Below are 26,065 nucleotides of genomic sequence, written 5' to 3'. Positions count from 1 at the left end.
AGGTACCGCAGTCCGGATCAGGAATTTTCGAGAATGATGCCTTCGATCACATTGGCCACGTCCTCGCATTTGTCGGTGATGGTTTCCAGCAGCTCGTAAATGGCCTTGAGCTTGATCAGTTCACGCACATCGGGTTCCTCGCGGAATAGCTTGCTCATGGCGGTGCGCATCACGCGGTCGGCATCGGACTCCAGGCGGTCAATCTCTTCGCAGGTCTTCAACGCAGCTTCGGCCGTGGCATGGTCCGCAATGTGGTCCAACAGCTTGACTGCGTCACGCAGGCGCTCACAGCACTTCACGCTCAGGTCGGTCAGGCGCACGATTTCTTCGGTCATGTGGCGCACGTCGTACAGCGCCATGGTCTCGGCCGAGTCCTGGATCAAATCGGCCACGTCGTCCATGGTGTTGATCAGGGAGTGGATCTGTTCCCGGTCGATCGGGGTGATGAAGGTGATGTGGATGGCCTTGTTGACATCGTGCGTCACGCGGTCGGCAGCGCGCTCGGCGTCGTCCACTTCCTGGTTGTACTTGGCACGCAGGTCCAGGTCGTTGTAGTTGGCCACCAACTTGGAAAAAGCCTGAGCAGCCTCCACGATGCGGTCCGCGTGCTGGTTGAACATCTCAAAAAAATTGCCTTCACGCGGCAACAACTTTCCAAACAGCATCGCTGGCTCCTAACGAATGAATATGTCGGTCTTGTGACCAAATCTGGGCTGCGCGGAGTTTAACCGCCTGTAACCCAGGGGTATCTGACGCGATCAGGCGCTGCGGAAAATAAAGTACACCGCCCCCACCATGCACAGGCCGGCCCAGACAAAGTCCAGCTTGAAAGGTTGCTTGAGGTAAATCATGGCAAATGGCAAAAACACCGTCAGCGTGATAATTTCCTGCATGATTTTGAGCTGTGCCACCGAGAAACCAGCCTGCTGAAAGCCAATGCGGTTGGCCGGCACCTGCAACAGATACTCAAACAGGGCGATGCCCCAGCTCACCAGGGCAGCCGTGTACCAGGGCACGGTGGCCAGGCTTTTGAGGTGGCCGTACCAGGCAAAGGTCATGAACACATTGCTGGCCACCAGCAGCAAAATGGTTTGCAGGGAAAGGGGGATGCTGTTCAAAAAGTTCATCCCCCATTATCCCAACCCAAAAAAGAAAAGCCCCGTGGCTTGCGCCACGGGGCTTCTGCGTTCAGCAGGCTGGCAGCTTACGCAGCCACGCCTTCCGTCACGGTCGCCGCTGAGTCGGTGTAGTCACCGATCTTGTCAAAGTTCAGGTACTGGTACACGGTGTCGCTGGCGGCGGTCAGCACGCCCATGTCGGCCAGGTACTCTTCCTTGGTGGGGATGCGACCCAGCTTGGAGCAGATGGCGGCCAGCTCGGCGGAACCCAGGTACACATTGCTGTTCTTGCCCAGGCGGTTGGGGAAGTTGCGGGTGGAGGTGGAGAACACGGTGGCGCCCTCCTTCACCTGGGCCTGGTTGCCCATGCACAGGCTACAGCCCGGCATTTCCATGCGCGCACCGGCACTGCCCAGCACGCCATAGTGGCCTTCGTCGCTCAATTGCTTGGCGTCCATCTTGGTGGGTGGGGCCACCCACAGCTTGACCGGGATGTCGCGCTTGCTTTCCAGCAACTTGGAGGCTGCACGGAAGTGACCGATGTTGGTCATGCAGGAGCCGATGAACACTTCGTCGATCTTGGCGCCGGCCACTTCGGCCAGGGTTTTCACATCGTCCGGGTCATTGGGGCAGGCCACGATGGGTTCGTGGATGTCAGCCAGGTCGATCTCGATGACGGCCGCATAGTCAGCATCATCATCACCCTTGAGCAACTGGGGATCGCGCAACCAGGCTTCTTGCGCAGCAATGCGGCGGGCCAGCGTGCGGGCGTCCGAGTAGCCATTGGCAATCATCCACTTCATCATCGTGATGTTGGAGTTGATGTACTCAATGATGGGTTCCTTGTTCAGGTGCACCGTGCAACCCGCAGCAGAACGTTCAGCGGACGCATCGGACAGCTCAAAGGCTTGCTCCACCTTCAGGTCTGGCAGACCTTCGATTTCGAGAATGCGGCCGGAAAAGATGTTCTTCTTTCCCTTCTTCTCGACGGTCAGCAGGCCGGCCTTGATGGCATACAGCGGGATCGCGTTAACCAGGTCACGCAGGGTCACGCCGTTCTGCATCTTGCCCTTGAAGCGCACCAAGACGGACTCGGGCATATCCAAAGGCATCACGCCGGTAGCGGCAGCAAACGCCACCAGGCCGGAGCCCGCGGGGAAGCTGATGCCGATGGGGAAACGCGTGTGGCTATCGCCACCTGTGCCCACAGTGTCGGGCAACAGCAGGCGGTTCAGCCAACTGTGGATCACGCCGTCACCCGGGCGCAGCGAGATACCGCCGCGCGTGCTGATGAAGTCGGGCAACTCGTGGTGCATCTTCACATCCACGGGCTTGGGGTAAGCGGCGGTATGGCAGAAGGACTGCATCACCAAATCGGCGCTGAAGCCCAGGCAGGCCAGGTCTTTCAGCTCGTCACGGGTCATCGGACCGGTCGTGTCTTGCGAGCCCACGGATGTCATCTTGGGTTCGCAATAGGTACCAGGGCGCACGCCCTGGCCTTCCGGCAAACCACAGGCACGGCCGACCATCTTTTGCGCCAGGCTAAAGCCCTTCTTGGTGTCCACAGGGTTCTGCGGCAGGCGGAACAGCTCGGACGGAGGCAGACCCAGGGTCTCGCGAGCCTTGGCGGTCAGGCCACGGCCAACGATCAGGGGAATACGGCCACCCGCGCGCACTTCGTCAAACAGCACATCGCTCTTCACCTGGAAGGACGCGATCTCTTTGCCATCCTTGAAGGCCTTGCCGTCATAGGGGCGCAGCTCCACGGTGTCACCCATGTTCATCTGGCTCACATCCACTTCGATGGGCAAAGCGCCCGCATCTTCCATGGTGTTGTAGAAGATGGGCGCAATCTTGGTGCCCAGGCACACGCCACCGAAACGCTTGTTCGGCACAAAGGGAATGTCTTCACCAGTGAACCACAGCACGCTGTTGGTGGCGGACTTGCGGCTGGAGCCGGTGCCCACCACGTCGCCCACATAGGCCACCAGGTTGCCGCGGGCGCGCAGGTCTTCCACAAACTTCACGGGGCCGCGTTTGCCGTCTTCTTCCGGGGTGATGCCGTCGCGCTTGTTCTTCAACATGGCCAAGGCGTGCAACGGAATGTCGGGGCGGCTCCAGGCGTCGGGCGCGGGGGACAGGTCGTCGGTGTTGGTCTCGCCGGTCACCTTGAGGATGGTGACGGTAATGCTTTGTGGCACTTCAGGGCGGCTGGTGAACCACTCGGCATCGGCCCAGCTTTGCAGCACGGACTTGGCGTTGGGGTTGTCGGCCTTGGCCTTTTCGGCCACGTCGTGGAACTGGTCGAACATCAGCAGGGTTTTCTTCAGACCATTGCCCGCTACTTCGCCCACATCGGGGTCGTCCAGCAGGTCCACCAACGGGCTGATGTTGTAGCCGCCCAGCATGGTGCCCAGCAGTTCGGTAGCCTTTGCACGGCTGATGAGGTCGCACTTCTCGGTGCCGTGGGCCACGGCAGCCAGGTAGCTGGCTTTGACCTTGGCCGCGTCGTCCACACCTGCAGGTACGCGGTGGGTGATCAGTTCTACCAGAGTAGCCTCTTCACCCGTAGGCGGGTTCTTCAGCAACTCAATCAGTTCACCGGTCTGCTGGGCAGACAGGGGCAGCGGGGGAATCCCCAGCGCAGCGCGTTCGGCCACATGGTCTCGGTAGGCTTTCAACATCATTTTCTCCTTCAGTAACAATAAAATACCGCGCTAGCCCGCGTGGGATATGCGCGAGCAGCTATCTATTTGGTAGCGGCTGCAACCGCTTCAGGTTTGGACTCGGCAGCCGCCACGGCGGGCGTGTTGTTCAGGGGTTCAAGCAAACTCGGTGCCGGGGTGCGCAGCAGGGCCTCGGCCACCACCGCCTGCCCGGCGTTCATGCACTCGTCCGCCAGGCGACGCCCCAGCTTCTGGTCCATCAGCATCGACTTGTTGGCCAGTTGCAACCACACCGCGCCGCCCGCAGCATCTTCCAGCCGCACCGCGCCGGTGCTGGTAGGTACAGGGGCCATCTGGTATTTCTGACGCCCATGCTCCAGCACAAAACGTCCGGCCCAGGTCTGGTGCGCAGAAATCTTGACCTGCGCACCCAACTCGCAAGGCACGGTGCCAACGGCCACGCGCTGCGCCACTGCCAAATGCTCGGGTGACAGCTCGGCCGGTTCAGCCTCCACCACGGCGAAAACGGGAGCTACAGCGCGGGATTTGGTGGCCTTCTTCACGGGCGCGGCCGCTTGGGCCAGGGGCACCATCAGCAGCACCAACAACACACCCGACAGTGACAACTTCAGCATGGTGAACCCTGACTTCAATGGACTGACGTAGAAAAATAGGCCGCCGCGTCTGAGGGCAGCGCGCGGCCGGTCTGGTGCGCGCGCTCGAGCACCTGCCAAAAGTAACGGTAACTGGCCCGGTCATGCAGCTTGCCTCCGACGGAGATCGGCGCCCACTCCTGGCGCTGCGCTTCCTGCACGATGTGCGCGGCCAGATCTACTTCGTCCTGCGTGGGGGCAAAGGCCTCCAGAATCGGGCGGATCTGGTCCGGATGGATGCTCCACATGCGCGTGAACCCCAAAGCCTGGGCGGCTGTTTTGGCAGCGCGCAACAACGCGGCGGGGTCCTTGAACTCGGTCACCACACAGTGGGAGGGCACCTTGCCATGCGCATGGCAGGCACTGGCAATGTCCAGCTTGGCGCGCAGCACCAGCGGGTGGTGAAACTGGTCCAGCGAAATACTGTCATCCGCCGGGCGCACGCCCATGGCCGACGAGGGAATGGCGCCGCCATGACTGGACACAAAGTCCATCAAGCCAAAGCTGATGGACTGCACGCGCGGATGCGCCGCAATCTCAAAGGCGCGATGCACGGCGGCCGGCGATTCGATCAGCACATGCAGAGGCAGCGGCGGGACACCCGGTGCGGTCGCGGCGTCGATTGCGGCAACGGCGCGATCCGCGTCCCAGATCGACTCCACCTTGGGCACCATGAGGTAGCTCAGCGCAGCACCAGCCAGGCCCACTACAGTTTGCACATCGGAGGCGAACTCGGCATGGTCCACGGCGTGCACGCGCACACCAATGCGCCGACGCAGGCCATTTGCTATTAAATTGGGAGCTGCTTGCGCAGCATTGGTGAGGGCTACGACCATGTTTGCATGGTCATCTTCGCCCCCGACCGGGGCACCGTCTTCGCAGTCCAGGGTCACGTCAAAGACGCAGGCCCCGAACTCTTCGGTCATCTCAGCCTGCAGTTGCAGGCTTTTGACCATCCGCGCTTCCACGCCGCTGTAGTGGTCGCACACAGGCAATATGCCTGCCGCGCCCTGAGCGCCAAGAAGAACGTCGCGCGGATGGGCCACTTCAGCAGCCGATTACAGCAGGTGGGCGACGCCAGCTTGCTCGTCTTGCAGCTCTTTCAGCGTGACGTTGATGCGCTCTTGGCTGAACGCATCCACTTCCAGACCTTCGACCAGCTTGTACTCGCCACCTTCGCAGGTCACGGCAAAACCAAACATGGTGTCCTTGGGGATGCCGTACTGGCCGTCCGACGGGATACCCATGGTGACCCACTTGCCATTGGTGCCCAGGGCCCAGTCGCGCATGTGGTCGATGGCTGCGTTGGCAGCCGAGGCTGCGGACGACACGCCACGGGCCGCGATGATGGCCGCGCCGCGCTTGCCAACGGTGGGCAGGAAGGTGTCTTTATTCCAGACTTCGTCATTGATCATCGCCTTGACGCTTTCACCGTTGATGGTGGCGAAGCGGTAGTCGGCGTACATCGTGGGCGAGTGGTTGCCCCACACGGTCATCTTTTCGATGTCGGCCACAGCCTTGCCGGTCTTGGCGGCGATCTGGCTCAGGGCACGGTTGTGATCCAGGCGCAGCATGGCGGTGAAGTTCTTGCGGGGCAGGCTCGGCGCGCTCTTCATCGCGATGTAGGCATTGGTGTTGGCGGGGTTGCCGACGACCAGCACCTTGACGTTGCGGCTGGCCACCTTGTCCAGGGCCTTGCCCTGGGCGGTGAAGATTTCGGCGTTGACGGCCAGCAGTTCGGCGCGTTCCATGCCGGGGCCACGAGGGCGCGAACCGATCAGCAGTGCGTAGTCCACGTCCTTGAATGCGGCCAGCGGGTCGCTGTGCGCTTCGATACCCACCAGCAGGGGGAATGCACAGTCTTGCAGCTCCATGATCACGCCTTGCAAAGCCTGTTGCGCTTTCTCAACAGGCACTTCCAGCAGGCTCAGAATGACGGGCTGGTCCTTGCCCAGCATTTCGCCGGAGGCGATGCGGAACAGAATGGCGTATCCAATTTGACCGGCGGCTCCGGTAACGGCAACGCGGACGGGTTTCTTGCTCATGGTAAAACTCCAGGAAGTGTGGTGAAAACGGCGTGGGACCAGCGCTTTTCGCAATCTGTGTTGCGCTGCAGAATGCGCTGGAGTTTACTCCCGAAATCTGCACTCCGTCAATTTGTCTTATGTCTTATATAAGATATGATTGCGTCAGTTTAAAGACTGACTTGCCGCTGACCCAACCCCTCTGCACCATGGCCGCTACCCCACCCTATTCGAGCGACAGTTCTGCCTCCGCAGATGCCGATGCGGGCGCGACCACGGGCTCCGGCCTGACCCCTGCTTTCAGTCCGCTGTACCAGCAGATCAAGGTGTTGATGCTGCAGAGTCTCCAGAGTGGCGAATGGAAGCCCAGTGCCGCCATTCCCAGTGAGTTGGAACTGGCCGCGCGCTTCAAGGTCAGCCAGGGCACGGTGCGCAAGGCCATTGACGAACTGGCCGCGGAAAACCTCTTGGTACGCCGCCAGGGCAAGGGCACCTTTGTGGCCACGCATGCCGAGCACCATGTGCAGTACCGCTTCCTCAAGCTCTTTCCCGACAACGGTGACCCCAACAGCGAAGGCCCAGCCCAACGCAAGATCATCGACTGCAAGCGCCTGCGCGCGTCCGCTGAAGTGGCCCGCGCGCTCGCGCTGCGCCCTGCCGATGCAGTGCTGCAGGTGCGGCGCGTGCTGTCGTTTGCGGGCGTGCCGACGATTCTGGAGGACTTGTGGCTGCCCGGCACACCTTTCAAAGGACTGACGGCCGAGCGCCTGGCAGGCTACGACGGCCCGATGTATGCCCTGTTTGAAACCGAGTTTGGCGTGCGCATGGTCCGCGCTGAAGAAAAAATCCGTGCAGTGCTGCCGGATGCCGAGCAATGCAAGCTGCTGCACACTACGCAGCAAACGCCGCTGCTCAGCGTGGAACGCACAGCTTTCACCTACAACGACACGCCCATGGAAATGCGCCGCGGCCTGTACCTGACCGACACACACTACTATCGAAATGCGCTAAATTGAGCAGTCTTTACCGTGCAAGTCCAACGTCAGATTGGTGCGGTGCAATAGAATTTTGGCTGGCTGCGCCAAAAATTACATACCAGTTACCTCCAAGAAAGCCCATCCATGACTGAGCTCGCCTCTGCATCCAAACGCCCGCGGCCCGAATTCCGCAACATCAACGCCCTCTCGGATCTGCCCACCTACCGTTTGCCTCCCGCAGGCTGGGTGTCCATCCTGCACCGGGTCAGCGGCGTCATCATGTTCATCCTGATGCCCTTCATTATCTGGATGTTTGACACCTCCGTATCCTCGGAAATCTCATTTGCTAAGTTCAGCAGCGCATTCACCGTGGGCCTGGGTTTTGTTCCGGGCTGGTTCATCAAACTGGTGGCGCTAGCCATCATCTGGGCCTACCTGCACCACTTCATTGCAGGCCTGCGTCACCTGTGGATGGACATCAACCATGCCGTGAGCAAAGAGTTTGGCCGCTCCTCGGCCATCGTGACCCTGACCTTGGGCTCGGTGCTGACACTGGCCCTGGCACTCAAGCTGTTTGGCGCCTACTAACTACAAAAAAGGAAATCGAAAAATGGCAGTGAATTACGGTTCCAAGCGTGTCGTCGTTGGCGCGCACTACGGTCTGCGCGACTGGTTGGCGCAGCGCGTCACCGCAATGTTGATGGCCCTGTTCACCTTGGTGGTGCTGGCCCAGGTGATCTTCTTCAAAGGCCCCATTGGCTACGACAAATGGGCGGGCATTTTCTCCTCCCAATGGATGAAGGTTTTGACCTTCTCGGTCATCGTTGCCATGCTGTACCACGTGTGGGTTGGTATCCGTGATGTCTGGATGGACTACGTCAAACCCGTTTCCATTCGCCTGTCTCTGCAGGTGTTCTCCATCGTCTGGCTCGTCGGCTGTGCCGGCTGGGCCATTCAGGTCCTGTGGCGTCTCTGATCTCCCTTCCTAACAGGCAATCCATTCATGTCTTACTCCGTATCTAAACGCAAATTTGACGTTGTCATCGTCGGCGCCGGTGGCTCCGGCATGCGCGCGTCCCTCCAACTGGCCCGCGCCGGTTTGAACGTCGCCGTCCTCTCCAAAGTGTTCCCCACCCGTTCGCACACCGTGGCTGCCCAAGGCGGCATCGGTGCCTCCCTGGGCAACATGAACGACGACAACTGGCACTACCACTTCTACGACACCGTCAAGGGTTCCGACTGGCTCGGCGACCAGGACGCCATCGAATTTATGTGCCGTGAAGCGCCCAAGGTCGTCTATGACCTGGAACACATGGGCATGCCGTTTGACCGCAACCCCGATGGCACGATTTACCAACGTCCGTTTGGCGGTCACACCGCCAACTACGGCGAAAAGGCCGTGGAACGCGCCTGCGCTGCGGCTGACCGTACCGGTCACGCCATGCTGCACACGCTGTACCAGCAAAACGTGGCCGCCAAGACCAGCTTCTTCGTGGAGTGGATGGCACTCGATCTGATCCGCGACGCGGAAGGCGATGTGGTCGGCGTGACCGCGCTGGAAATGGAAACCGGCGACATCCACATTCTGGAAGCCAAGACCACGCTGCTGGCCACCGGCGGCGCCGGCCGCATCTTTGCTGCCTCCACCAACGCCTTCATCAACACCGGTGACGGCTTGGGCATGGCGGCACGCGCCGGCATCCCGCTCGAAGACATGGAGTTTTGGCAGTTCCACCCCACTGGCGTGGCCGGTGCTGGCGTGTTGCTGACTGAAGGCTGCCGTGGCGAAGGTGCGATTTTGCTCAACAGCAATGGCGAGCGTTTCATGGAGCGCTATGCGCCCACCTTGAAAGACCTGGCACCGCGCGACTTCGTGTCCCGCTCCATGGACCAGGAAATCAAGGAAGGCCGCGGCTGCGGCCCGAACAAGGACTACGTGCTGCTGAAGCTGGACCACCTGGGTGCCGACACCATCCACAAGCGCCTGCCTTCGGTGTACGAAATTGGCGTGAACTTCGCCAACGTGGACATCACCAAGGAACCGATTCCCGTGGTGCCCACCATCCATTACCAAATGGGCGGCATCCCCACCAACGTGAACGGCCAGGTGGTCGTGCAAAACGGCGATGTGCACAACCAGGTGGTGAACGGCCTGTACGCCGTGGGTGAATGCTCCTGCGTGTCGGTGCACGGCGCCAACCGCCTGGGTACCAACTCGCTGCTGGACCTGTTGGTGTTCGGCCGCGCAGCCGGCAACCACATCGTCAACTACATCAAGACCAGCAAGGCCCACAAGGAATTGCCCAAGGACGCGGCAGACCGCACCCTGGCCCGTGTCTCGCGCCTGGACAACGCCACCAGCGGCGAATACGCCCAGGACGTGGCCAACGACATGCGCGCCTCCATGCAGCAACACGCGGGTGTGTTCCGCACGCAGAAGAGCATGGACGAAGGCGTGACCAAAATCGCCGCTTTGCGTGACCGTGTCAACGCGATCAACCTCAAAGACAAGTCCAAAGTGTTCAACACCGCGCGCATCGAAGCGCTGGAAGTCGAGAACCTGATCGAAGCCGCGCAGGCCACCATCGTGTCCGCCGCCGCGCGCCACGAGAGCCGTGGCGCCCACACCGTGGACGACTACTCCGACTCCGCCGAGCACCCCAATGGCCGCAACGACAAGGAATGGCACAAGCACACGCTGTGGTACAGCGAAGGCAGCCGCCTCTCTTACAAGCCTGTGCAGATGAAACCTTTGACGGTTGACTCTGTGCCACTCAAAGTCCGGACATTCTGAGAGATATTGATATGACCAAACGCACTTTCTCCATCTACCGCTACGATCCGGACAAGGATGCCAAGCCCTATATGCAGGACATCGAGGTGGAACTCGATGGCCACGAGCGCATGCTGCTGGATGCCCTGATGAAGCTCAAGGCCGTGGACCCCACCATCTCCTTCCGCCGATCCTGCCGCGAAGGCGTTTGCGGTTCTGATGCCATGAACATCAACGGCAAAAACGGCCTGGCCTGTCTGACCAATATGCTGACCTTGCCTGGCAAGATCGTGTTGAAACCCCTGCCCGGCCTGCCTGTCATTCGCGACCTGATCGTCGATATGACCGACTTCTTCAAGCAGTACAACTCGATCAAGCCCTACCTGATCAACGACACCGTGCCGCCTGAGAAAGAGCGTCTGCAGTCCCCAGAAGAGCGTGAAGAGCTCAACGGCCTGTACGAATGCATCTTGTGCGCGAGCTGCTCCACCTCCTGTCCCAGCTTCTGGTGGAACCCCGACAAGTTCGTGGGTCCTGCCGGTTTGCTGCAGGCCTACCGCTTTATTGCAGACAGCCGTGACCAAGCCACCGGTGAGCGCCTGGACAACCTGGAAGACCCTTACCGCCTGTTCCGCTGCCACACCATCATGAACTGCGTGGACGTCTGCCCCAAGGGCTTGAATCCCACCAAGGCCATTGGCAAGATCAAGGAAATGATGGTCCTGCGGACTGTCTGACCTTTACCAGGCAAGTAGCACGTGACTGAAGCACTGATTGACGAACGGGCCTTGAGCAAGCTGCAGTGGCGTTGCCGCCGCGGTCTGCTGGAGAACGACTTGTTCATTGAGCGCTTCTTTCAGCGGTTCAGCCCTACGTTGACGGTCCGCCAGGGCGATGCCTTGGCAGCCCTGATGGACCTGAGTGACAACGACCTGCTGGACGTGCAATTGGCACGCAAGTCGCTGGCCCAGGTGGACGCGCAATTGGACCGTGCGGACGTGCACGAAGTTTTGAAAATGTTGAGAGAACCTCTCTGAAAGGCGAAAGATGAAACTAGCTGACAACAAAGCCACCCTGTCGTTCAGTAACGGCAGCCCCAGCGTCGATTTGCCGGTCTACCACGGCAACGTCGGCCCCGACGTCGTGGACATTCGCAAGCTGTACGCGCAAACGGGCATGTTCACCTATGACCCGGGCTTTTTGTCAACGGCATCCTGCCAGTCCGCCATCACCTACATCGATGGCGACAAGGGCGAGCTGCTGTACCGCGGCTACCCCATCGAGCAGCTGGCCACCAACTGCGACTTCATGGAAACCTGCCACTTGCTGCTATACGGCAACCTGCCCAATGCCGCTGGCAAAGCCGACTTCACCAAGCGCGTAACCCAGCACACCATGGTCAACGAGCAGATGCAGTTTTTCTTGCGTGGCTTCCGCCGCGACGCGCATCCCATGGCCATCATGACCGGCCTGGTGGGCGCTATGTCGGCCTTCTACCATGACAGCACGGACATCAACAATCCTGAGCACCGCGAGATCTCGGCCATCCGCCTGATCGCCAAGATGCCCACGCTGGTCGCCATGGCCTACAAGTACAGCGCCGGCCAGCCCTACATGTACCCCAAGAACAACCTGAGCTACGCAGGCAACTTCTTGCACATGATGTTCGCCACACCGTGCGAAGAGTATGTGGTTAACCCCGTGATCGAACGCGCGCTGGACCGCATCTTCATCCTGCATGCAGACCACGAACAAAACGCATCCACCTCCACCGTGCGCCTGTGCGGTTCGTCTGGTACCAACCCGTTTGCGGCCATTGCCGCCGGTGTGGCCTGCCTGTGGGGCCCTTCCCACGGTGGCGCCAACGAAGCCTGCCTGAACATGCTGGAAGACATCCAGCGCATGGGCGGCATTTCCAAGGTTGGCCAGTTCATGGAACAGGTCAAGGACAAGAGCTCCGGCGTCAAGCTGATGGGCTTCGGTCACCGCGTGTACAAGAACTACGACCCCCGCGCCAAGCTCATGCAAGAAACTTGCAAAGAAGTGCTGACAGCCCTGGGCCTGGAAAACGACCCGTTGTTCAAGCTGGCCATGGCCCTGGAAAAGATTGCCCTGGAAGACGACTACTTTGTGCAGCGCAAGCTCTACCCCAACGTGGACTTCTACTCCGGCATCGTGCAGCGCGCCATTGGCATTCCCGTGAGCCTGTTCACCGCGATCTTCGCGCTGGCCCGCACCGTGGGCTGGATTGCCCAACTGAACGAAATGATCGGCGATCCCGAATACAAGATCGGCCGCCCCCGTCAGTTGTTCACTGGCTCTGAAAAGCGCGACGTGATGCCTATCGGCCAACGCTGATCGCGTGCAGCCCTAGCGGCTGTGACCTGCCCAGCCCCGCAGCCTGCACAAGGCTGCGGGGCTTTTTTATATAAAAAGTACCTCTAGCCCTCGTCGGCTGTGCGCGAGCAGCTACTCTTTTCATAGCACCCGCTGTCGTATCCCCAGTCGACACAAGACATCGCAAACCACGATGTCAAAACCCTGCGTTAGGTAGGAAAATAGCAAAAGCAATCGCAAATCGCGATGGCATGCGCACCATGAAATCCGTTCCTCTCAACCTCACCCGCCGCCTGGATCTAGCCTCGCTTCAGCTCTTTGTGGCCGTCTGCGAGCTGGGCAGCATTGGCAAGGCAGCGGAACGGGAGTTCATCGCTCCGTCTGCCTTGAGCAAGCGCCTCAGCGATCTGGAGGCTACTCTGGGAACCGCACTGCTGCATCGGCACTCCCGCGGGGTGCACCTCACCCCCGCCGGCCAGAACCTACTGCACCACGCGCGCAGCGTGCTGTTCAGCCTGGAGCGCATGCAGTCCGAACTCAGCGAATATGCCGACGGCGTGCGTGGCCAGGTACGCATGCATGCCAGCATTTCGGCCACGGTGCAGTTTTTGCCTGAAGACCTGGGCGCCTTCATCCGTGCGCACCAGGGCATCAAGATCGATCTGGAAGAGCACCTGAGTAGCGAAGTCCTGCGTGCAGTACAGGAAGGTGCCGCCGATCTCGGCGTCTGCAACACGGCTGATGGCGTGGGCGAGCTGCAAACCCGGCCGTACCGGCAAGACCAACTGGTGCTCGTCGTCCCTGCAGACCACGCACTGGCTGACAAAGGCATGGTGGCCTTTGAAGACACGCTGGCGTTTGACCACGTAGGCCTGCACTCCAACAGTTCCATCTACGTCGCCATGCGCCAGGCCGCCGCCGCGCTTGGGCAAAGCATCCGGCTGCGCATCCAGGTCACCGGGCTGGATGCCATGGGCCGCATGATCTACAACGGTCTGGGCATCGGCGTAATGCCGCTGCGTGCGTTCACCCTGATGCACAGCACGGGCGAGCTCAGTGCCGTCGCTCTCCGTGACCCGTGGGCCACCCGCCAGATCGAACTGGTCGCCCGCGACTTCTCCACCCTGCCACGCACCGCACGGTTGCTGGTGGACCACCTCACGGCCTTGGCCCCGCACGGGGCCAAGGCCTAAAATTGAATTTCGGAAGGAAAACCATGGCTACTGTTGCACGCACGCTTTATGACAAATTGTGGGACGACCACGTCGTTCACACCGAGGAAGATGGAACCTCCATCCTCTACATTGACCGCCATCTGGTCCACGAAGTGACCAGCCCCCAGGCCTTTGAAGGCCTGCGCGTTGCAGGCCGCAAGGTCTGGCGCGTCAGCTCCATCGTGGCCACAGCCGACCACAACACGCCCACCACGGGCTGGGAGCGTGGTTATGACGGCATCACCGACCCGACCAGCAAAGAGCAAGTCATGACGCTGGACTCCAACATCGGTGAGTTCGGCTCTGCAGCCTACTTCCCTTTCCTGTCCAAACGCCAGGGCATCGTGCACGTCATCGGGCCTGAGAACGGCGCCACGCTGCCCGGCATGACCGTGGTGTGCGGAGACTCGCACACGTCCACCCACGGCGCCTTTGGCGCGCTGGCCCACGGCATTGGCACCAGCGAGGTCGAGCACGTGATGGCCACGCAAACCCTGCTGGCCAAGAAGGCCAAGAACATGCTGGTCAAGGTGGAAGGCGCTGTGGCCCAAGGCATTACCGCCAAGGACATCGTGCTGGCCATCATCGGCAAGATCGGCACCGCAGGCGGCACGGGTTACACCATCGAATTCGGTGGCTCGGCCATCCGCGCGCTCTCCATGGAAGGCCGCATGACGGTCTGCAACATGGCCATCGAAGCGGGTGCGCGCGCCGGTTTGGTAGCTGTGGATGAAAAGACCATTGACTATGTGAAGGGCCGCCCCCTGGCGCCCGGTGCCAATGCCACCAGCCCCGAAGCGGCTGCGGTGGAATGGGAACAGGCCGTCGCGTTCTGGAAAACGCTGCATTCCGACGCAGGCGCGCATTTCGACACCATTGTGGAACTGGATGCCAGCCAGATCGTGCCGCAGGTGACCTGGGGCACGTCGCCCGAGATGGTGCTGGGCATCGACGCCCGCGTGCCGGATCCGGACAAGGAAAAAGATGCCAACAAACGTGGTGCGATTGAGCGCGCCCTCACATACATGGGTCTGGAGCCTGGCAAGGCGCTGGACGACCTGTTTGTCGACAAGGTCTTTATCGGTTCCTGCACCAACAGCCGCATCGAAGACATGCGAGAAGCGGCCACTGTGGTGAAGAAACTGGGCCAAAAGGTCGCCAAGAACATCAAGCTGGCGATGGTCGTGCCCGGATCGGGCTTGGTAAAAGACCAGGCCGAACGCGAAGGCCTGCACGAGATTTTCAAAGCCGCCGGTTTTGAGTGGCGTGAGCCGGGCTGCTCCATGTGCCTGGCCATGAACGCCGACCGCCTGGAGCCCGGCGAGCGCTGCGCCTCTACCAGTAACCGCAACTTCGAAGGCCGCCAGGGCGCCGGTGGACGCACCCACCTGGTGAGCCCGGCAATGGCCGCCGCCGCGGCCATCCACGGTCACTTTGTTGATATCCGCAAGTTCAGCTAACCCCTTCTCTGGAACTTTCATCATGAAAACATTCATCGCCCTGATTGCCACTTCCGCCCTGTTGCTTCTTTCTGGCTGCAACACTTGGTCCGGCGTCAAGCAAGACGCTAAGGAGGTCGGTACGACCGCTGGCAAAGGTATCGAGAAAGCTGGCGAAAAAATCCGAGACATCTCCAAATAAGGCGCACCTCACCATGCAGAAATTCACCGTACACAAGGGCCTGGTTGCCCCCATGGACCGAGAGAACGTGGACACGGATGCCATCATCCCCAAGCAGTTTCTCAAGTCCATCCGCAAGACCGGGTTTGGCCAAAACCTGTTTGACGAATGGCGCTACCTGGATGCGGGTTTCCCCGGCCAGGACCCCACCAGCCGCAAGCCCAACCCCGACTTCGTGTTGAACCAGCCGCGTTATGCGGGTGCATCCATCCTGTTGGCGCGCAAAAATTTTGGCTGCGGCTCCAGCCGCGAACACGCACCCTGGGCACTGGACCAGTATGGTTTTCGCGCCATCATTGCGCCCAGCTATGCAGACATCTTCTTCAACAACAGCTTCAAGAATGGCCTGCTGCCCATCGTGCTGACGGAGGCGCAGGTGGATCAGTTGTTCAATGACGCCCTGGCTTTCCCCGGCTACCAGCTCACCATCGATCTGGAGCGCCAGGTCATCGTCAAGCCCCAGGGCGAAGAGATTGCCTTTGACGTACAGGCCTTCCGCAAGTACTGCCTGATCAACGGCTTCGACGACATTGGCCTGACCCTGCGCCATGCCGACAAGATCAAGGCCTTCGAGGCCCAGCGTTTGACACAAAAACCGTGGCTAGCCCGCACCATGTCTGCGTGAGCAGCTATTAATTTAATAGTGAAACTTTGCGGGACAGATCTTTAACTCTGCCCCCAACTGACTAGGAATATTCATGAAGATCGCAGTGTTGCCGGGTGACGGCATTGGTACCGAAATCGTGGCGGAAGCCGTCAAGGTCTTGAAAGCCCTGGACCTGAAACTGGAAATGGAAACCGCCTTGGTGGGCGGCGTGGCCTACGACGCCCACGGCCACCCGCTGCCCGAAGCCACGCTCAAGCTGGCCAAGGAAGCCGACGCCGTGCTGTTCGGCGCCGTAGGTGACTGGAAGTACGACAAGCTGGAGCGCCAGTTCCGCCCAGAGCAGGCCATCCTCGGCCTGCGCAAGAACCTGGGCCTGTTCGCCAACTTTCGCCCCGCCATTTGTTACGAACAACTGGTCGGCGCCTCCAGTCTCAAGCCCGAGCTGATTGCTGGCCTGGACATCCTCATCATCCGTGAGCTCACCGGCGACATCTACTTCGGCCAGCCGCGTGGCCGCCGCATCGCCACCGATGGCCACTTCCCCGGTGCCGAAGAAGCCTTCGACACCATGCGCTACAGCCGCCCCGAGATCGAACGCATTGCGCACGTAGCCTTCCAAGCTGCCCAAAAACGCAATAAGCGCGTGACCAGCGTGGACAAAAACAACGTGCTGGAAACCTCGCAGCTCTGGAAAGACGTGATGGTCGAAGTGGGCCAACAGTACCCTGACGTGGAACTGGACCACATGCTGGTGGACAACGCCGCCATGCAATTGGTCAAGGCGCCCAAGAAGTTTGACGTGCTGGTCACCGGCAATATGTTTGGCGACATCCTCTCGGACGAGGCCTCCATGCTCACCGGCTCCATCGGCATGCTGCCCTCCGCCAGCCTGAATAGCAGCAACCAAGGCCTGTACGAACCCAGCCACGGCAGCGCGCCCGACATTGCCGGCAAGGGCATTGCCAACCCGCTCGCCACCATCCTGAGTGCCGCCATGATGTTGCGCTTCAGCCTGAACCAGGAAGCCGCGGCACTGCGCATTGAAGCCGCGGTGAAAAAGGTGCTGGAGCAAGGCCTGCGTACCGCCGACATCTACAGCGAAGGCACCACCCGCGCCAGCACCAAGGAGATGGGCGACGCCGTAGTGAAGGCACTGGCGTAACCACCATCCGCAGGGCGGCACGCCGCGTTGTTGCCCTGCCACTGCAAAACCATTTCAGTCCGCGCGGGGCAAAAAATTCTTGTTTTGGGCTACAATAAAGTCATGTTTGCCGCCCGCCCCCTCTCCCTGAGCATTGCTTCTGCCGCCCTGGCAAGCAAGGCCGCGCGCGCAACCATCACCAAAACCACGACCATTAAGGGCTGACCCAGCCTGGTTCGTCGTGCGCCCTCCCGGCCAGACGAGCCGGGCAAACAGTCCATAAACAGCCGTGTAAGAGCATCGTTTGTTTAACTTTTTGAAAAGGCGTTGATATGAGCAAGTTGGTAGGTTTGGTCGGCTGGCGCGGCATGGTCGGCTCGGTATTGATGGACCGTATGGTGCAAGAGAAGGATTTCGACCTGATCGAACCCCTGTTCTTCTCTACCAGCAACTCTGGCGGCAAAGCCCCGGCTGAGGCCAAGAACGAAACCACGCTGCAAGACGCCTTCAATATTGACGCCCTAAAACGCTGCGACATCATCATCAGCGCCCAAGGTGGTGACTACACCACGGAAGTATTCCCCAAACTGCGTGCAGCCGGCTGGAATGGCCACTGGATTGACGCGGCCTCCACGCTGCGCATGGAAAAAGACGCGGTCATCATCCTGGACCCCGTCAACATGCCGGTCATCCAGGACGCGCTGGCCAAGGGTGGCAAGAACTGGGTGGGCGGCAACTGCACCGTGAGCTGCATGCTGATGGGTGTGGGCGCGCTCTACAAGGCCGGTCTCGTCGAATGGATGAGCACCCAGACCTACCAGGCAGCCTCCGGCGGCGGAGCCCAGCACATGCGCGAACTGCTGACCCAGTACGGCACGCTGAATGCCGAAGTCAAGGCATTGCTGGACGACCCCAAGAGCGCGATTTTGGAAATTGACCGCAAAGTGATCGCCAAGCAGCGCGCGCTGACCAGTGTTGAAACCGCCAACTTTGGCGTGCCGCTGGGTGGCTCGCTGATCCCCTGGATCGACAAGGACCTGGGCAACGGCATGTCCAAGGAAGAGTGGAAAGGCATGGCCGAGACCAACAAGATCCTTGGCCTGGGCGAAGGCTTCGGCACCAGCGCCATCCCCGTGGACGGTTTCTGTGTGCGCGTGGGCGCCATGCGCTGCCACAGCCAGGCACTGACCTTCAAACTGAAGAAGGACGTGCCCGTAGCCGACATTGAGGCCCTGATCGCCGCCGACAACGAATGGGTCAAAGTAGTGCCCAACACCCGCGAAGCGACCATCCAGGACCTGACCCCCGTAGCGGTGACTGGCACCATGACCATTCCTGTGGGCCGTATCCGCAAGCTGGCCATGGGACCGGAATACGTGGGCGCCTTCACCATCGGCGACCAGCTTTTGTGGGGTGCGGCAGAGCCTTTGCGCCGCATGTTGCGCATCCTGCTGGACGCGTAACAAGCAGTTACAAGCCGTTGTCGCAAGGCAACATAAAAACCGATGGCAGATAGCGAACGGGGCAGGCTTTGAAAGTTAAAAGCTTTCTTAGCTTGTCAGCCTAAGACATTGATGTTATGGTACTTTTTACGTTTTGATACTCGGGCTTTAACGTCCGAAAACAGATAAGTAAATTGCCGCTCGCCTGAGCACCGGAGGCTAATAAATTGATCGCTAAGTCACATCGTTGGCAAAAGACCGCTGTTGCGGCTGCAGCCGTTGCGCTACTCGGCTTGTCGGGAACCGGGGCATATGCGCTTTCGCTCGGTCGCCTTACGGTCCAGTCAGCGCTGGGCGAGCCCTTGCGTGCCGAAATCGAGATCCCGGACATCAACGCCGAAGAAGCTGCGTCCCTGAAAGCGGGCGTTGCCCTGCCGGACGCGTTTGTCGCCGCCGGACTTGACTACAACCCCGCGATGTCCAGCCTGCAAGCCACGCTTATCCGCCGCGATGGCCGTTCTTTCCTGCGCCTTAGCAGTGACCGCACCATCAACGACCCCTTTGTGGACCTGATTCTGGAGGCCACCTGGTCGTCCGGGCGCATCGTGCGGGACTACACCCTGCTGTTTGATCCCCCAGCCCTGCGCAAGGCGCCCGCGGCGCCCACGCTGGCCCAGACCCCCGCGGCACCAGCTACGAGCAACATTCCTCCGCGTACCGCACCTGCAGCCAGCGCCCAGCCTGCGGCTGAATCGGCTCCACGCGCAGCCACCAGCAAACCCAGCACCCCACGTACGACCGCGCCTGTGGCCGTCGCCAAAGCGCCCGTTGCTGCTGCAGACTCCGACAAACAGTTGGTTGTCAAAAAAGGCGACACTGCCAGCAAGATCGCCGGCAGCATCAAACCTGCCGATGTGTCCCTGGACCAGATGTTGGTGGCCATGTTGCGTGCCAACCCCGACGCCTTTGTTCACGACAACTTGAACCGCATTCGCGCGGGCGCTATTCTGAACGTGCCCACAGCAGAGAGCGCCCAAAGCGTGAGCGCTGCCGAGGCGTCCAAGCTGGTGGTGGCCCAGAGCAAAGACTTCAACGACTTCCGCCGCAATCTGGCCGCCAATGCGCCTGCTGCTGCCGTAGGCGCGGCCGACCGCAAAGCCAGTGGTGCCATCGAAGCCAAGGTTGAAGACAAAAAACCTGCTAGCACCACGCCCGACAAGCTCACGCTGTCCAAGGGCTCTGTCCAGAGCAAGGCCGATGAAGCCAAGATTGCCAAAGACCGCGAAGCCAAAGACGCTGCAGCGCGCGCTGCAGAAATCAACAAGAACATCAGCGATCTGAACAAGCTGGGCGTGGCCACGAAGCCCGCGGCAGCAGCACCCGCTGAGCCAGCATCTGTGGCCAAGCCCGCGACACCGGCGCCTGCGGTTGCCGTAGCCCCCGTACCCGCTCCAGTGGCAGCCACGCCTGCACCCGCAGCCTCCGCCCCTGCAGCTGCCGTGTCGGCACCCGCTCCGCAGGCCACAGCTCCTGCACCCAAGCCTAAAGCGGCCGTACCAGCGCCAGTGCAAGAAGAACCCGGCCTGCTCGACGAACTGCTGGCTGACCCTTTGGTACCCGCAGGTGCCGTCGGTTTGCTCGCGTTGCTGGGTGGTTTTGCCGCCTACCGCATCCGCCAGCGCAAGAAGAATTCCGCCCAGGTGGACAGCGCCTTCCTGGAAAGCCGTCTGCAACCGGATTCGTTTTTCGGCGCCAGTGGCGGACAGCGCATTGACACCAGCAACGGCCCTCCCAGCGCCTCCTCCATGGTGTACTCCGCCAGCCAGTTGGACGCCGCTGACGACGTAGATCCGGTCGCTGAAGCCGATGTGTACTTGGCCTATGGCCGCGACCTGCAGGCTGAAGAAATCCTCAAAGAGGCGGTGCGTACCAACCCTGGGCGCCTGGCCATCCACACCAAGCTGCTGGAAATCTTCTCCAAACGCCGCGACACCCGCAGCTTTGAGACCACCGCAGCCCAAGCCTACAAGCTCACCGGGGCCAATAGCCCCGACTGGACCCGCATTTGCGAAATGGGCTTGGCGATTGACCCGACCAACGCACTCTACCAACCTGGTGGCGCACCTGCGTCTGCCGGTGCGGCCCCTGCGGCCAGTGGAAACTCCAGTTTTGGTGCCAGTACCGTGGCCATGCCTGCCAGCGCGGCCGTGGCAGACAGTGGCGCGTCCGGCGTTGACCTCGATTTGGACCTGGACTTCTCGCTGGACGACGAACCTGCCAGCGCCATCAGCGATGTCACCGGTGGCACGATGAGCCCGTCCGCAGAGCAGACGGTCAAGATGGAAGCCCAACCCCAGGACAACAGCTTGGACATGGACTTTGACCTGCCGGATACACCTGCCGTACAGGCAGCTCCCGTGCCTGTGCCGCCCATGCCCGAGATTTCCCTGTCGCTGGACGACCTGGAAACGCCAATGCAGGCCAACGATGTGCCGGCACCCAAGTTTGAGCCCACGGGTCCCGCTCCCGTAGAGCCTGTGCTGGCGGCCAGTCCGACAGCTGACACCGGTTTGATGGAATTCGACCTGGGCTCCTTGTCCCTGGATCTGGATCCTCCGGCCGCGGCGCAAGCACCTGATAGCGTGGGTGAAGACCCGCTGGAAACCAAGCTGGCGCTGGCCGAAGAGTTCGTCTCCATCGGCGACGAAGATGGCGCCCGTGCGCTGATCGAAGAAGTGGTGTCTGAGGCCAGCGGCGACATGCGCGCCAAAGCCCAACGCGCCCTGGCCAAACTGAGCTAAGCCCCCCATGGGGGCTTGGCACATCGCAGGATCCAGAGCTTGTGCGGATTGCGTTAGGCGTTAGCTACAACGGTGGGGCCTACCAGGGCTGGCAAAGCCAGTCGTCCGGCCTTACTATCCAAGACAAACTAGAAACCGCGCTGGGCAAGTTCACTGCCCAGCGCGTTTCTACCTTGTGCGCTGGCCGCACCGATGCCGGTGTGCACGGCCTCATGCAGGTGGTGCACTTTGACACCGAGTTGGACCGCGACACCTACTCCTGGGTGCGCGGCACCAATGCCAACCTGCCGCGCGACATTGCAGTGCAGTGGGCCGTTAAAACGTCCCGAGAGTTCCATTGCCGTGCCTCGGCCCTGTCGCGCCGCTACGCCTATGTGCTGCTCGAATCGACGATTCGCCCCAGCGTGGAGTTTGGCCGCGTAGGCTGGACCTTTGGCGCCCTGGACCACGATACGATGCGCCAGGCCGCCGACATTTTGCTGGGCGAACACGACTTCAGCTCATTCCGCGCCTCGCAATGCCAAGCCCTGAGTCCCATCAAAAATCTGCTGGAGATCAGCCTGAGCAAGCGCGGTGCCTACTGGCGCATCGAGTTCGAGGCCAACGCTTTTTTGCACCACATGATCCGCAACATCATGGGCTGCCTGGTGCAGATTGGCCAGGGCAAGAAGCCGCCCGAATGGATGGCCGAGGTGCTGGCCGCGCGCGACCGCAAGGCCGCTGCGCCCACCTTCTCGCCCGACGGCCTGTACTTTCTGGGCCCGCGTTATGACCCGAAGTGGGGCATGCCCGAACGCACCCCTGCGTATGATGCGCTGCCATGAGAACTCGAATCAAGATCTGCGGCCTGACCCGAGAACAAGACGTCGATGCGGCAGTGGCTGCAGGTGCGGATGCCATTGGCTTTGTGCTGTACCCCAAGAGCCCGCGGGCCGTCACACCGCAGCGCGCGGCTGAATTGGCCAAGCGCTTGCCGCCCTTTATCACCCCTGTGCTGTTGTTCGTCAATGCATCTGCTACAGAAGTGATAGCTGCCAGCGCAATGATTGCGGGGGCTACCATCCAATTTCATGGTGATGAGAGCCCGCGGGACTGCCTGGATGCCACCGGCAATGGCGCCCGCCCCTACCTGCGTGCGGCGCGTATTCCGCTGGGGGATGACGCGCAGGCGTTTGACCTCGTAAAATACGCTCACGATTATTCGAACGCCCAAGCCATCCTGCTAGACGCCCATGTGGACGGCTACGGTGGTGGTGGCAAAACATTCAATTGGTCACTTCTTCCTCCAAGCGTCAACGCTCACCTCGTCTTGAGTGGTGGACTCACCAGTGCAAACGTGGGCGATGGCATCACGTCGGTACGGCCGCGCTGTAAAACGCTGGCCGTGGATGTGAGCTCCGGCGTGGAAGCCGTCGACGCTCAGGGCAAGCCCCTCAAGGGGATCAAAGACCCCGAAAAAATCCGCCAGTTTGTGGCCGCCGTGCGCGCTGCAGACCGGTAAACCTCCCTCACTTACGCGACAGCGCCCAGAACGCCACACCGGTGGCGGCATACGCTGTCCTGAATGGATTGACACCATGTACGACTACCAACAACCCGACGCCACAGGCCACTTTGGCAAATACGGCGGCAGCTTTGTCTCCGAAACGCTGACCCATGCGATCAATGAGCTGAAAGACGCCTACGCCAAGTACCAGCACGACCCGGCCTTCCTGGCCGAATTCCAGTCTGAGCTGGCCCACTACGTAGGTCGCCCCTCCCCGGTCTACCACGCCGACCGCATGAGCCGCGAAATGGGCGGCGCGCAAATCTTTCTGAAGCGCGAAGACCTGAACCACACCGGCGCCCACAAGGTCAACAACACCATCGGCCAGGCCATGCTGGCCAAGCGCATGGGCAAGCCGCGTGTGATTGCCGAAACCGGAGCCGGCCAGCACGGCGTGGCCACCGCCACCATCTGTGCGCGCTATGGCCTGGAATGCGTGGTCTATATGGGCAGCGAAGACGTGAAACGCCAGAGCCCCAACGTCTACCGCATGAAGCTGCTGGGGGCGACCGTAGTGCCGGTCACCAGCGGCAGCAAGACGCTGAAGGACGCGCTGAACGAAGCCATGCGCGACTGGGTCGCCAATGTGGACAACACCTTCTACATCATAGGCACCGTGGCCGGCCCGCATCCCTACCCGATGATGGTGCGCGACTTCCAGAGCGTGATCGGCAACGAATGCCTGGTGCAGATGCCCGAGATGCTGAAAGCTGCGGGTTGCAAGACCGAGCAGCCGGACGCGGTGATTGCCTGCGTGGGCGGTGGATCGAACGCCATGGGCATCTTCTACCCCTACATCCCGTTTGAGAACACGCGCCTGATCGGTGTGGAAGCGGCGGGCGAAGGCCTGGACAGTGGCAAACACAGCGCCAGCATCCAGCGCGGCAGCCCTGGCGTGCTGCACGGCAACCGCACCTATGTGCTGCAAGACGACAACGGTCAAGTGACCGAGACCCACAGCATCAGCGCCGGCCTGGATTACCCCGGTGTAGGCCCCGAACACGCATTCCTCGGCGATATCGGCCGTGCAGAGTACGTGGGCATCACCGACAAGGAAGCGCTGGACGCGTTCCACTACCTGTGCCGGACCGAAGGCATCATCCCTGCGCTCGAGTCCAGCCACGCCGTAGCCTACGGTATGAAGCTGGCCAAGACCATGCGCCCAGACCAATCGGTGCTGATCAACCTGTCAGGTCGCGGCGACAAGGACATTGGTACCGTGGCCGACCTGTCGGGCGACGATGTGTATGACCGCCCTTCGATGCGCGGCCACGTGGTGAAGGGAGCATGAGCATGGGACGCATTGACACCACCTTCTCCGCCCTCAAAACCCAGGGCCGCAAGGCGCTGATTCCCTTTGTCACCGCGGGCTACCCCTATGCCGACGTAACACCCGAGCTGATGCACGCCATGGTGGCAGGCGGCGCCGATGTAATCGAACTGGGCGTGCCCTTCTCCGACCCCAGCGCTGATGGCCCAGTGATCCAGAAGGCGGGCGACAAGGCCCTGGCCTTCGGCATTGGCCTGGTGCAGGTACTGGCCATGGTTCGTGAGTTTCGCCAGACCAACAGCACCACGCCTGTGGTGCTGATGGGCTATGCCAACCCCGTGGAGCGCTACGACCAGAAACACGCAAAAAGTGGCATCAGCAGCCCGTTCGTCAAGGACGCAGCCGAGGCCGGTGTGGACGGTGTGTTGATCGTGGACTATCCGCCTGAGGAATGCGAGGCCTTTGCCGCCGACCTGCGCGCGCATGGCATGGACCTGATCTTCTTGCTGGCCCCGACCAGCACCGATGAACGCATGGCCCAGGTGGCGCGCGTGGCCAGCGGCTATGTGTACTACGTGTCGCTCAAGGGCGTGACCGGCTCGGGTGCGCTGGATGTGGGCGCCGTGGAAGCCATGCTGCCCCGCATCCGTCGGCACATCAGCACGCCGGTGGGCGTGGGCTTTGGCATTCGGGACGCAGCCACGGCCCAGGCGATTGCCAAGGTGTCAGACGCGGTGGTGATTGGCAGCAAGATCATCCAGCTGCTGGAAGACCAGCCGCGCGACCAGGTAGGCGCCACGGTGCAGACCTTCCTGCGCGAGATCCGCACGGCGATGGACCAGGGCTAAGGCGAAAAAAGCATCGGGGGCGGTTTCGCGGATAATCGCCCCCTGTTGGTTGGACGCCCGTCTGGGCACTGCAAGGAGACCTGACGATGAGTTGGCTTGAGAAACTGCTACCCCCGAAAATTCAACACACCGACCCCACGGAACGCCGCAGCGTGCCGGAAGGCCTGTGGATCAAGTGCCCCAGCTGCGAAACCGTGCTCTACAAGACCGATCTGGAGCAAAACCAGAACGTCTGCCCCAGCTGCAGCCACCACCACCGCATTGGTGCGCGCGCACGCCTGAATGCGTTCCTGGACAACGAAGGCCGCTTTGAAATCGGCCAGGAAGTCCTGCCCGTGGACGCCCTGAAGTTCAAGGACAGCCGAAAATACCCTGAGCGCCTGAAAGAAGCCCTGGAAAACACGGGTGAGACCGATGCGCTGATCGTCATGGGCGGTGCCGTGCACGGCATCAGCTTGGTGGCCGCGTGCTTTGAATTTGAATTCATGGGCGGTTCGATGGGCTCCGTGGTGGGCGAGCGCTTTGTGCGCGGCGTGGAAACCGCCATTGAGCAAAAAGTGCCCTTCTTGTGCTTTACTGCCACCGGAGGTGCGCGCATGCAGGAAGGTTTGCTGTCGCTCATGCAGATGGCCAAGACCAACGCCGCGCTGACGCGTCTGGCGAAGAAGGGGCTGCCCTATATCAGCGTGCTGACCGACCCCACCATGGGTGGCGTGAGCGCAGGCTTTGCCTTTCTGGGCGACGTGGTGATTGCAGAACCCAAGGCGCTGATCGGTTTTGCTGGTCCGCGCGTGATCGAGTCCACCGTGCGCGTGACGCTGCCTGAAGGCTTCCAACGCGCAGAGTTCCTGCAGACCAAGGGTGCGATCGACTTCATCTGCGACCGCCGCGAGCTGCGCAAGACCGTGGCCGATACTTTGGCCATGTTGCAGCGCCAGCCGGCGGATGCGGTGATCTAAACCCGATCG

The 26,065-nt window shown here is 61.1% G+C and carries 25 protein-coding genes; 19 read left to right on the top strand and 6 right to left on the bottom strand.

What is annotated here, in order from left to right:
• Positions 1 to 17: 17 nt before the first annotated feature.
• From J2X15_RS08725 to J2X15_RS08700, 6 genes are all read right to left on the bottom strand, one after another.
• Positions 18 to 665: a DUF47 domain-containing protein gene (locus J2X15_RS08725; RefSeq protein ID WP_310341605.1), complete on the bottom strand. Its 648-nt coding sequence runs from the start codon at positions 663 to 665 to the stop codon at positions 18 to 20.
• A gap of 93 nt (positions 666 to 758) precedes the next feature.
• The gene (locus J2X15_RS08720) at positions 759 to 1,127 is read right to left on the bottom strand and encodes a DMT family protein (RefSeq protein ID WP_310341603.1); all 369 of its coding nucleotides are present in this window, start codon (positions 1,125 to 1,127) and stop codon (positions 759 to 761) included.
• A 77-nt stretch (positions 1,128 to 1,204) separates the two neighbouring features.
• Complete coding sequence (acnB, locus tag J2X15_RS08715) at positions 1,205 to 3,802, bottom strand: bifunctional aconitate hydratase 2/2-methylisocitrate dehydratase (RefSeq protein ID WP_310341601.1); 2,598 nt, start codon at positions 3,800 to 3,802, stop codon at positions 1,205 to 1,207.
• 65 nt (positions 3,803 to 3,867) lie between these two features.
• A complete protein-coding gene (locus J2X15_RS08710) occupies positions 3,868 to 4,419 on the bottom strand; it encodes a hypothetical protein (protein WP_310341599.1) in 552 nt (183 codons plus the stop codon).
• 14 nt (positions 4,420 to 4,433) lie between these two features.
• Entirely contained in the window at positions 4,434 to 5,483 is a 1,050-nt protein-coding gene (locus J2X15_RS08705) for an HpcH/HpaI aldolase/citrate lyase family protein (protein WP_310341596.1), read from the bottom strand.
• A 12-nt stretch (positions 5,484 to 5,495) separates the two neighbouring features.
• On the bottom strand, positions 5,496 to 6,482 hold the full coding sequence (locus J2X15_RS08700) for a malate dehydrogenase (RefSeq protein ID WP_310341593.1): 987 nt from the start codon (positions 6,480 to 6,482) through the stop codon (positions 5,496 to 5,498).
• 188 nt (positions 6,483 to 6,670) lie between these two features.
• Between J2X15_RS08700 and J2X15_RS08695 the strand changes: the two genes are divergently transcribed.
• From J2X15_RS08695 to accD, 19 genes are all read left to right on the top strand, one after another.
• Complete coding sequence (locus J2X15_RS08695; RefSeq protein ID WP_310341592.1) at positions 6,671 to 7,477, top strand: GntR family transcriptional regulator; 807 nt, start codon at positions 6,671 to 6,673, stop codon at positions 7,475 to 7,477.
• A 105-nt stretch (positions 7,478 to 7,582) separates the two neighbouring features.
• Positions 7,583 to 8,026 carry a succinate dehydrogenase, cytochrome b556 subunit gene (gene sdhC, locus J2X15_RS08690; RefSeq protein WP_310341590.1) on the top strand — a complete coding sequence of 148 codons (444 nt, stop codon included), beginning with the start codon at positions 7,583 to 7,585 and terminating at the stop codon, positions 8,024 to 8,026.
• 22 nt (positions 8,027 to 8,048) lie between these two features.
• Complete coding sequence (gene sdhD, locus J2X15_RS08685) at positions 8,049 to 8,414, top strand: succinate dehydrogenase, hydrophobic membrane anchor protein (RefSeq protein ID WP_310341589.1); 366 nt, start codon at positions 8,049 to 8,051, stop codon at positions 8,412 to 8,414.
• A gap of 27 nt (positions 8,415 to 8,441) precedes the next feature.
• The gene (gene sdhA / locus J2X15_RS08680; protein WP_310341586.1) at positions 8,442 to 10,232 is read left to right on the top strand and encodes a succinate dehydrogenase flavoprotein subunit; all 1,791 of its coding nucleotides are present in this window, start codon (positions 8,442 to 8,444) and stop codon (positions 10,230 to 10,232) included.
• 11 nt (positions 10,233 to 10,243) lie between these two features.
• On the top strand, positions 10,244 to 10,948 hold the full coding sequence (locus J2X15_RS08675; protein WP_310341583.1) for a succinate dehydrogenase iron-sulfur subunit: 705 nt from the start codon (positions 10,244 to 10,246) through the stop codon (positions 10,946 to 10,948).
• A 21-nt stretch (positions 10,949 to 10,969) separates the two neighbouring features.
• A complete protein-coding gene (locus J2X15_RS08670; protein ID WP_310341582.1) occupies positions 10,970 to 11,248 on the top strand; it encodes an FAD assembly factor SdhE in 279 nt (92 codons plus the stop codon).
• 10 nt (positions 11,249 to 11,258) lie between these two features.
• Positions 11,259 to 12,569 carry a citrate synthase gene (gene gltA / locus J2X15_RS08665; RefSeq protein WP_310341581.1) on the top strand — a complete coding sequence of 437 codons (1,311 nt, stop codon included), beginning with the start codon at positions 11,259 to 11,261 and terminating at the stop codon, positions 12,567 to 12,569.
• A 239-nt stretch (positions 12,570 to 12,808) separates the two neighbouring features.
• A complete protein-coding gene (locus J2X15_RS08660) occupies positions 12,809 to 13,741 on the top strand; it encodes a LysR family transcriptional regulator (protein ID WP_409034263.1) in 933 nt (310 codons plus the stop codon).
• Positions 13,742 to 13,764: 23 nt separating this feature from the next.
• Positions 13,765 to 15,222, top strand: a complete 1,458-nt coding sequence (gene leuC, locus J2X15_RS08655; protein ID WP_310341577.1) for a 3-isopropylmalate dehydratase large subunit — start codon at positions 13,765 to 13,767, stop codon at positions 15,220 to 15,222.
• 22 nt (positions 15,223 to 15,244) lie between these two features.
• Positions 15,245 to 15,403 (top strand): entericidin EcnAB, encoded by a 159-nt coding sequence (locus J2X15_RS08650; protein WP_310341575.1) that lies wholly within the window; start codon positions 15,245 to 15,247, stop codon positions 15,401 to 15,403.
• A 13-nt stretch (positions 15,404 to 15,416) separates the two neighbouring features.
• The gene (gene leuD / locus J2X15_RS08645; protein ID WP_310341574.1) at positions 15,417 to 16,067 is read left to right on the top strand and encodes a 3-isopropylmalate dehydratase small subunit; all 651 of its coding nucleotides are present in this window, start codon (positions 15,417 to 15,419) and stop codon (positions 16,065 to 16,067) included.
• A gap of 73 nt (positions 16,068 to 16,140) precedes the next feature.
• Positions 16,141 to 17,211: a 3-isopropylmalate dehydrogenase gene (gene leuB, locus J2X15_RS08640; protein WP_310341572.1), complete on the top strand. Its 1,071-nt coding sequence runs from the start codon at positions 16,141 to 16,143 to the stop codon at positions 17,209 to 17,211.
• A gap of 311 nt (positions 17,212 to 17,522) precedes the next feature.
• Positions 17,523 to 18,653 (top strand): aspartate-semialdehyde dehydrogenase, encoded by a 1,131-nt coding sequence (asd, locus tag J2X15_RS08635; RefSeq protein ID WP_310341570.1) that lies wholly within the window; start codon positions 17,523 to 17,525, stop codon positions 18,651 to 18,653.
• Between the two features lie 206 nt (positions 18,654 to 18,859).
• Positions 18,860 to 21,433, top strand: a complete 2,574-nt coding sequence (locus J2X15_RS08630) for a FimV/HubP family polar landmark protein (protein ID WP_476453982.1) — start codon at positions 18,860 to 18,862, stop codon at positions 21,431 to 21,433.
• A 41-nt stretch (positions 21,434 to 21,474) separates the two neighbouring features.
• A complete protein-coding gene (gene truA / locus J2X15_RS08625) occupies positions 21,475 to 22,257 on the top strand; it encodes a tRNA pseudouridine(38-40) synthase TruA (RefSeq protein WP_310341565.1) in 783 nt (260 codons plus the stop codon).
• Positions 22,254 to 22,934 carry a phosphoribosylanthranilate isomerase gene (locus tag J2X15_RS08620; RefSeq protein ID WP_310341562.1) on the top strand — a complete coding sequence of 227 codons (681 nt, stop codon included), beginning with the start codon at positions 22,254 to 22,256 and terminating at the stop codon, positions 22,932 to 22,934. The genes truA and J2X15_RS08620 overlap by 4 nt, the downstream gene beginning before the upstream one ends.
• A gap of 76 nt (positions 22,935 to 23,010) precedes the next feature.
• Positions 23,011 to 24,270, top strand: coding sequence for a tryptophan synthase subunit beta (gene trpB / locus J2X15_RS08615; RefSeq protein ID WP_310341560.1), 1,260 nt, complete (start codon positions 23,011 to 23,013; stop codon positions 24,268 to 24,270).
• A gap of 2 nt (positions 24,271 to 24,272) precedes the next feature.
• Complete coding sequence (trpA, locus tag J2X15_RS08610) at positions 24,273 to 25,097, top strand: tryptophan synthase subunit alpha (RefSeq protein ID WP_310341558.1); 825 nt, start codon at positions 24,273 to 24,275, stop codon at positions 25,095 to 25,097.
• Positions 25,098 to 25,183: 86 nt separating this feature from the next.
• Complete coding sequence (accD, locus tag J2X15_RS08605; RefSeq protein WP_310341556.1) at positions 25,184 to 26,056, top strand: acetyl-CoA carboxylase, carboxyltransferase subunit beta; 873 nt, start codon at positions 25,184 to 25,186, stop codon at positions 26,054 to 26,056.
• Positions 26,057 to 26,065 lie beyond the last annotated feature (9 nt).

It is taken from the genome of Rhodoferax saidenbachensis (assembly GCF_031457975.1).
In the GTDB taxonomy this organism is placed as follows: domain Bacteria; phylum Pseudomonadota; class Gammaproteobacteria; order Burkholderiales; family Burkholderiaceae_C; genus Allorhodoferax; species Allorhodoferax saidenbachensis_A.
This window is presented reverse-complemented; position numbering and strand designations above follow the sequence as displayed.

Coding starts and splice junctions, on each gene's coding strand:
- J2X15_RS08725 (WP_310341605.1), bottom strand. CDS start 665: ATGCTGTTTGGAAAGTTGTTGCCGCGTGAAGGCAATTTTTTTGAGATG.
- J2X15_RS08720 (WP_310341603.1), bottom strand. CDS start 1,127: ATGAACTTTTTGAACAGCATCCCCCTTTCCCTGCAAACCATTTTGCTG.
- acnB (WP_310341601.1), bottom strand. CDS start 3,802: ATGTTGAAAGCCTACCGAGACCATGTGGCCGAACGCGCTGCGCTGGGG.
- J2X15_RS08710 (WP_310341599.1), bottom strand. CDS start 4,419: ATGCTGAAGTTGTCACTGTCGGGTGTGTTGTTGGTGCTGCTGATGGTG.
- J2X15_RS08700 (WP_310341593.1), bottom strand. CDS start 6,482: ATGAGCAAGAAACCCGTCCGCGTTGCCGTTACCGGAGCCGCCGGTCAA.
- J2X15_RS08695 (WP_310341592.1), top strand. CDS start 6,671: ATGGCCGCTACCCCACCCTATTCGAGCGACAGTTCTGCCTCCGCAGAT.
- sdhC (WP_310341590.1), top strand. CDS start 7,583: ATGACTGAGCTCGCCTCTGCATCCAAACGCCCGCGGCCCGAATTCCGC.
- sdhD (WP_310341589.1), top strand. CDS start 8,049: ATGGCAGTGAATTACGGTTCCAAGCGTGTCGTCGTTGGCGCGCACTAC.
- sdhA (WP_310341586.1), top strand. CDS start 8,442: ATGTCTTACTCCGTATCTAAACGCAAATTTGACGTTGTCATCGTCGGC.
- J2X15_RS08675 (WP_310341583.1), top strand. CDS start 10,244: ATGACCAAACGCACTTTCTCCATCTACCGCTACGATCCGGACAAGGAT.
- gltA (WP_310341581.1), top strand. CDS start 11,259: ATGAAACTAGCTGACAACAAAGCCACCCTGTCGTTCAGTAACGGCAGC.
- J2X15_RS08660 (WP_409034263.1), top strand. CDS start 12,809: ATGAAATCCGTTCCTCTCAACCTCACCCGCCGCCTGGATCTAGCCTCG.
- leuC (WP_310341577.1), top strand. CDS start 13,765: ATGGCTACTGTTGCACGCACGCTTTATGACAAATTGTGGGACGACCAC.
- J2X15_RS08650 (WP_310341575.1), top strand. CDS start 15,245: ATGAAAACATTCATCGCCCTGATTGCCACTTCCGCCCTGTTGCTTCTT.
- leuD (WP_310341574.1), top strand. CDS start 15,417: ATGCAGAAATTCACCGTACACAAGGGCCTGGTTGCCCCCATGGACCGA.
- leuB (WP_310341572.1), top strand. CDS start 16,141: ATGAAGATCGCAGTGTTGCCGGGTGACGGCATTGGTACCGAAATCGTG.
- asd (WP_310341570.1), top strand. CDS start 17,523: ATGAGCAAGTTGGTAGGTTTGGTCGGCTGGCGCGGCATGGTCGGCTCG.
- J2X15_RS08620 (WP_310341562.1), top strand. CDS start 22,254: ATGAGAACTCGAATCAAGATCTGCGGCCTGACCCGAGAACAAGACGTC.
- trpB (WP_310341560.1), top strand. CDS start 23,011: ATGTACGACTACCAACAACCCGACGCCACAGGCCACTTTGGCAAATAC.
- trpA (WP_310341558.1), top strand. CDS start 24,273: ATGGGACGCATTGACACCACCTTCTCCGCCCTCAAAACCCAGGGCCGC.
- accD (WP_310341556.1), top strand. CDS start 25,184: ATGAGTTGGCTTGAGAAACTGCTACCCCCGAAAATTCAACACACCGAC.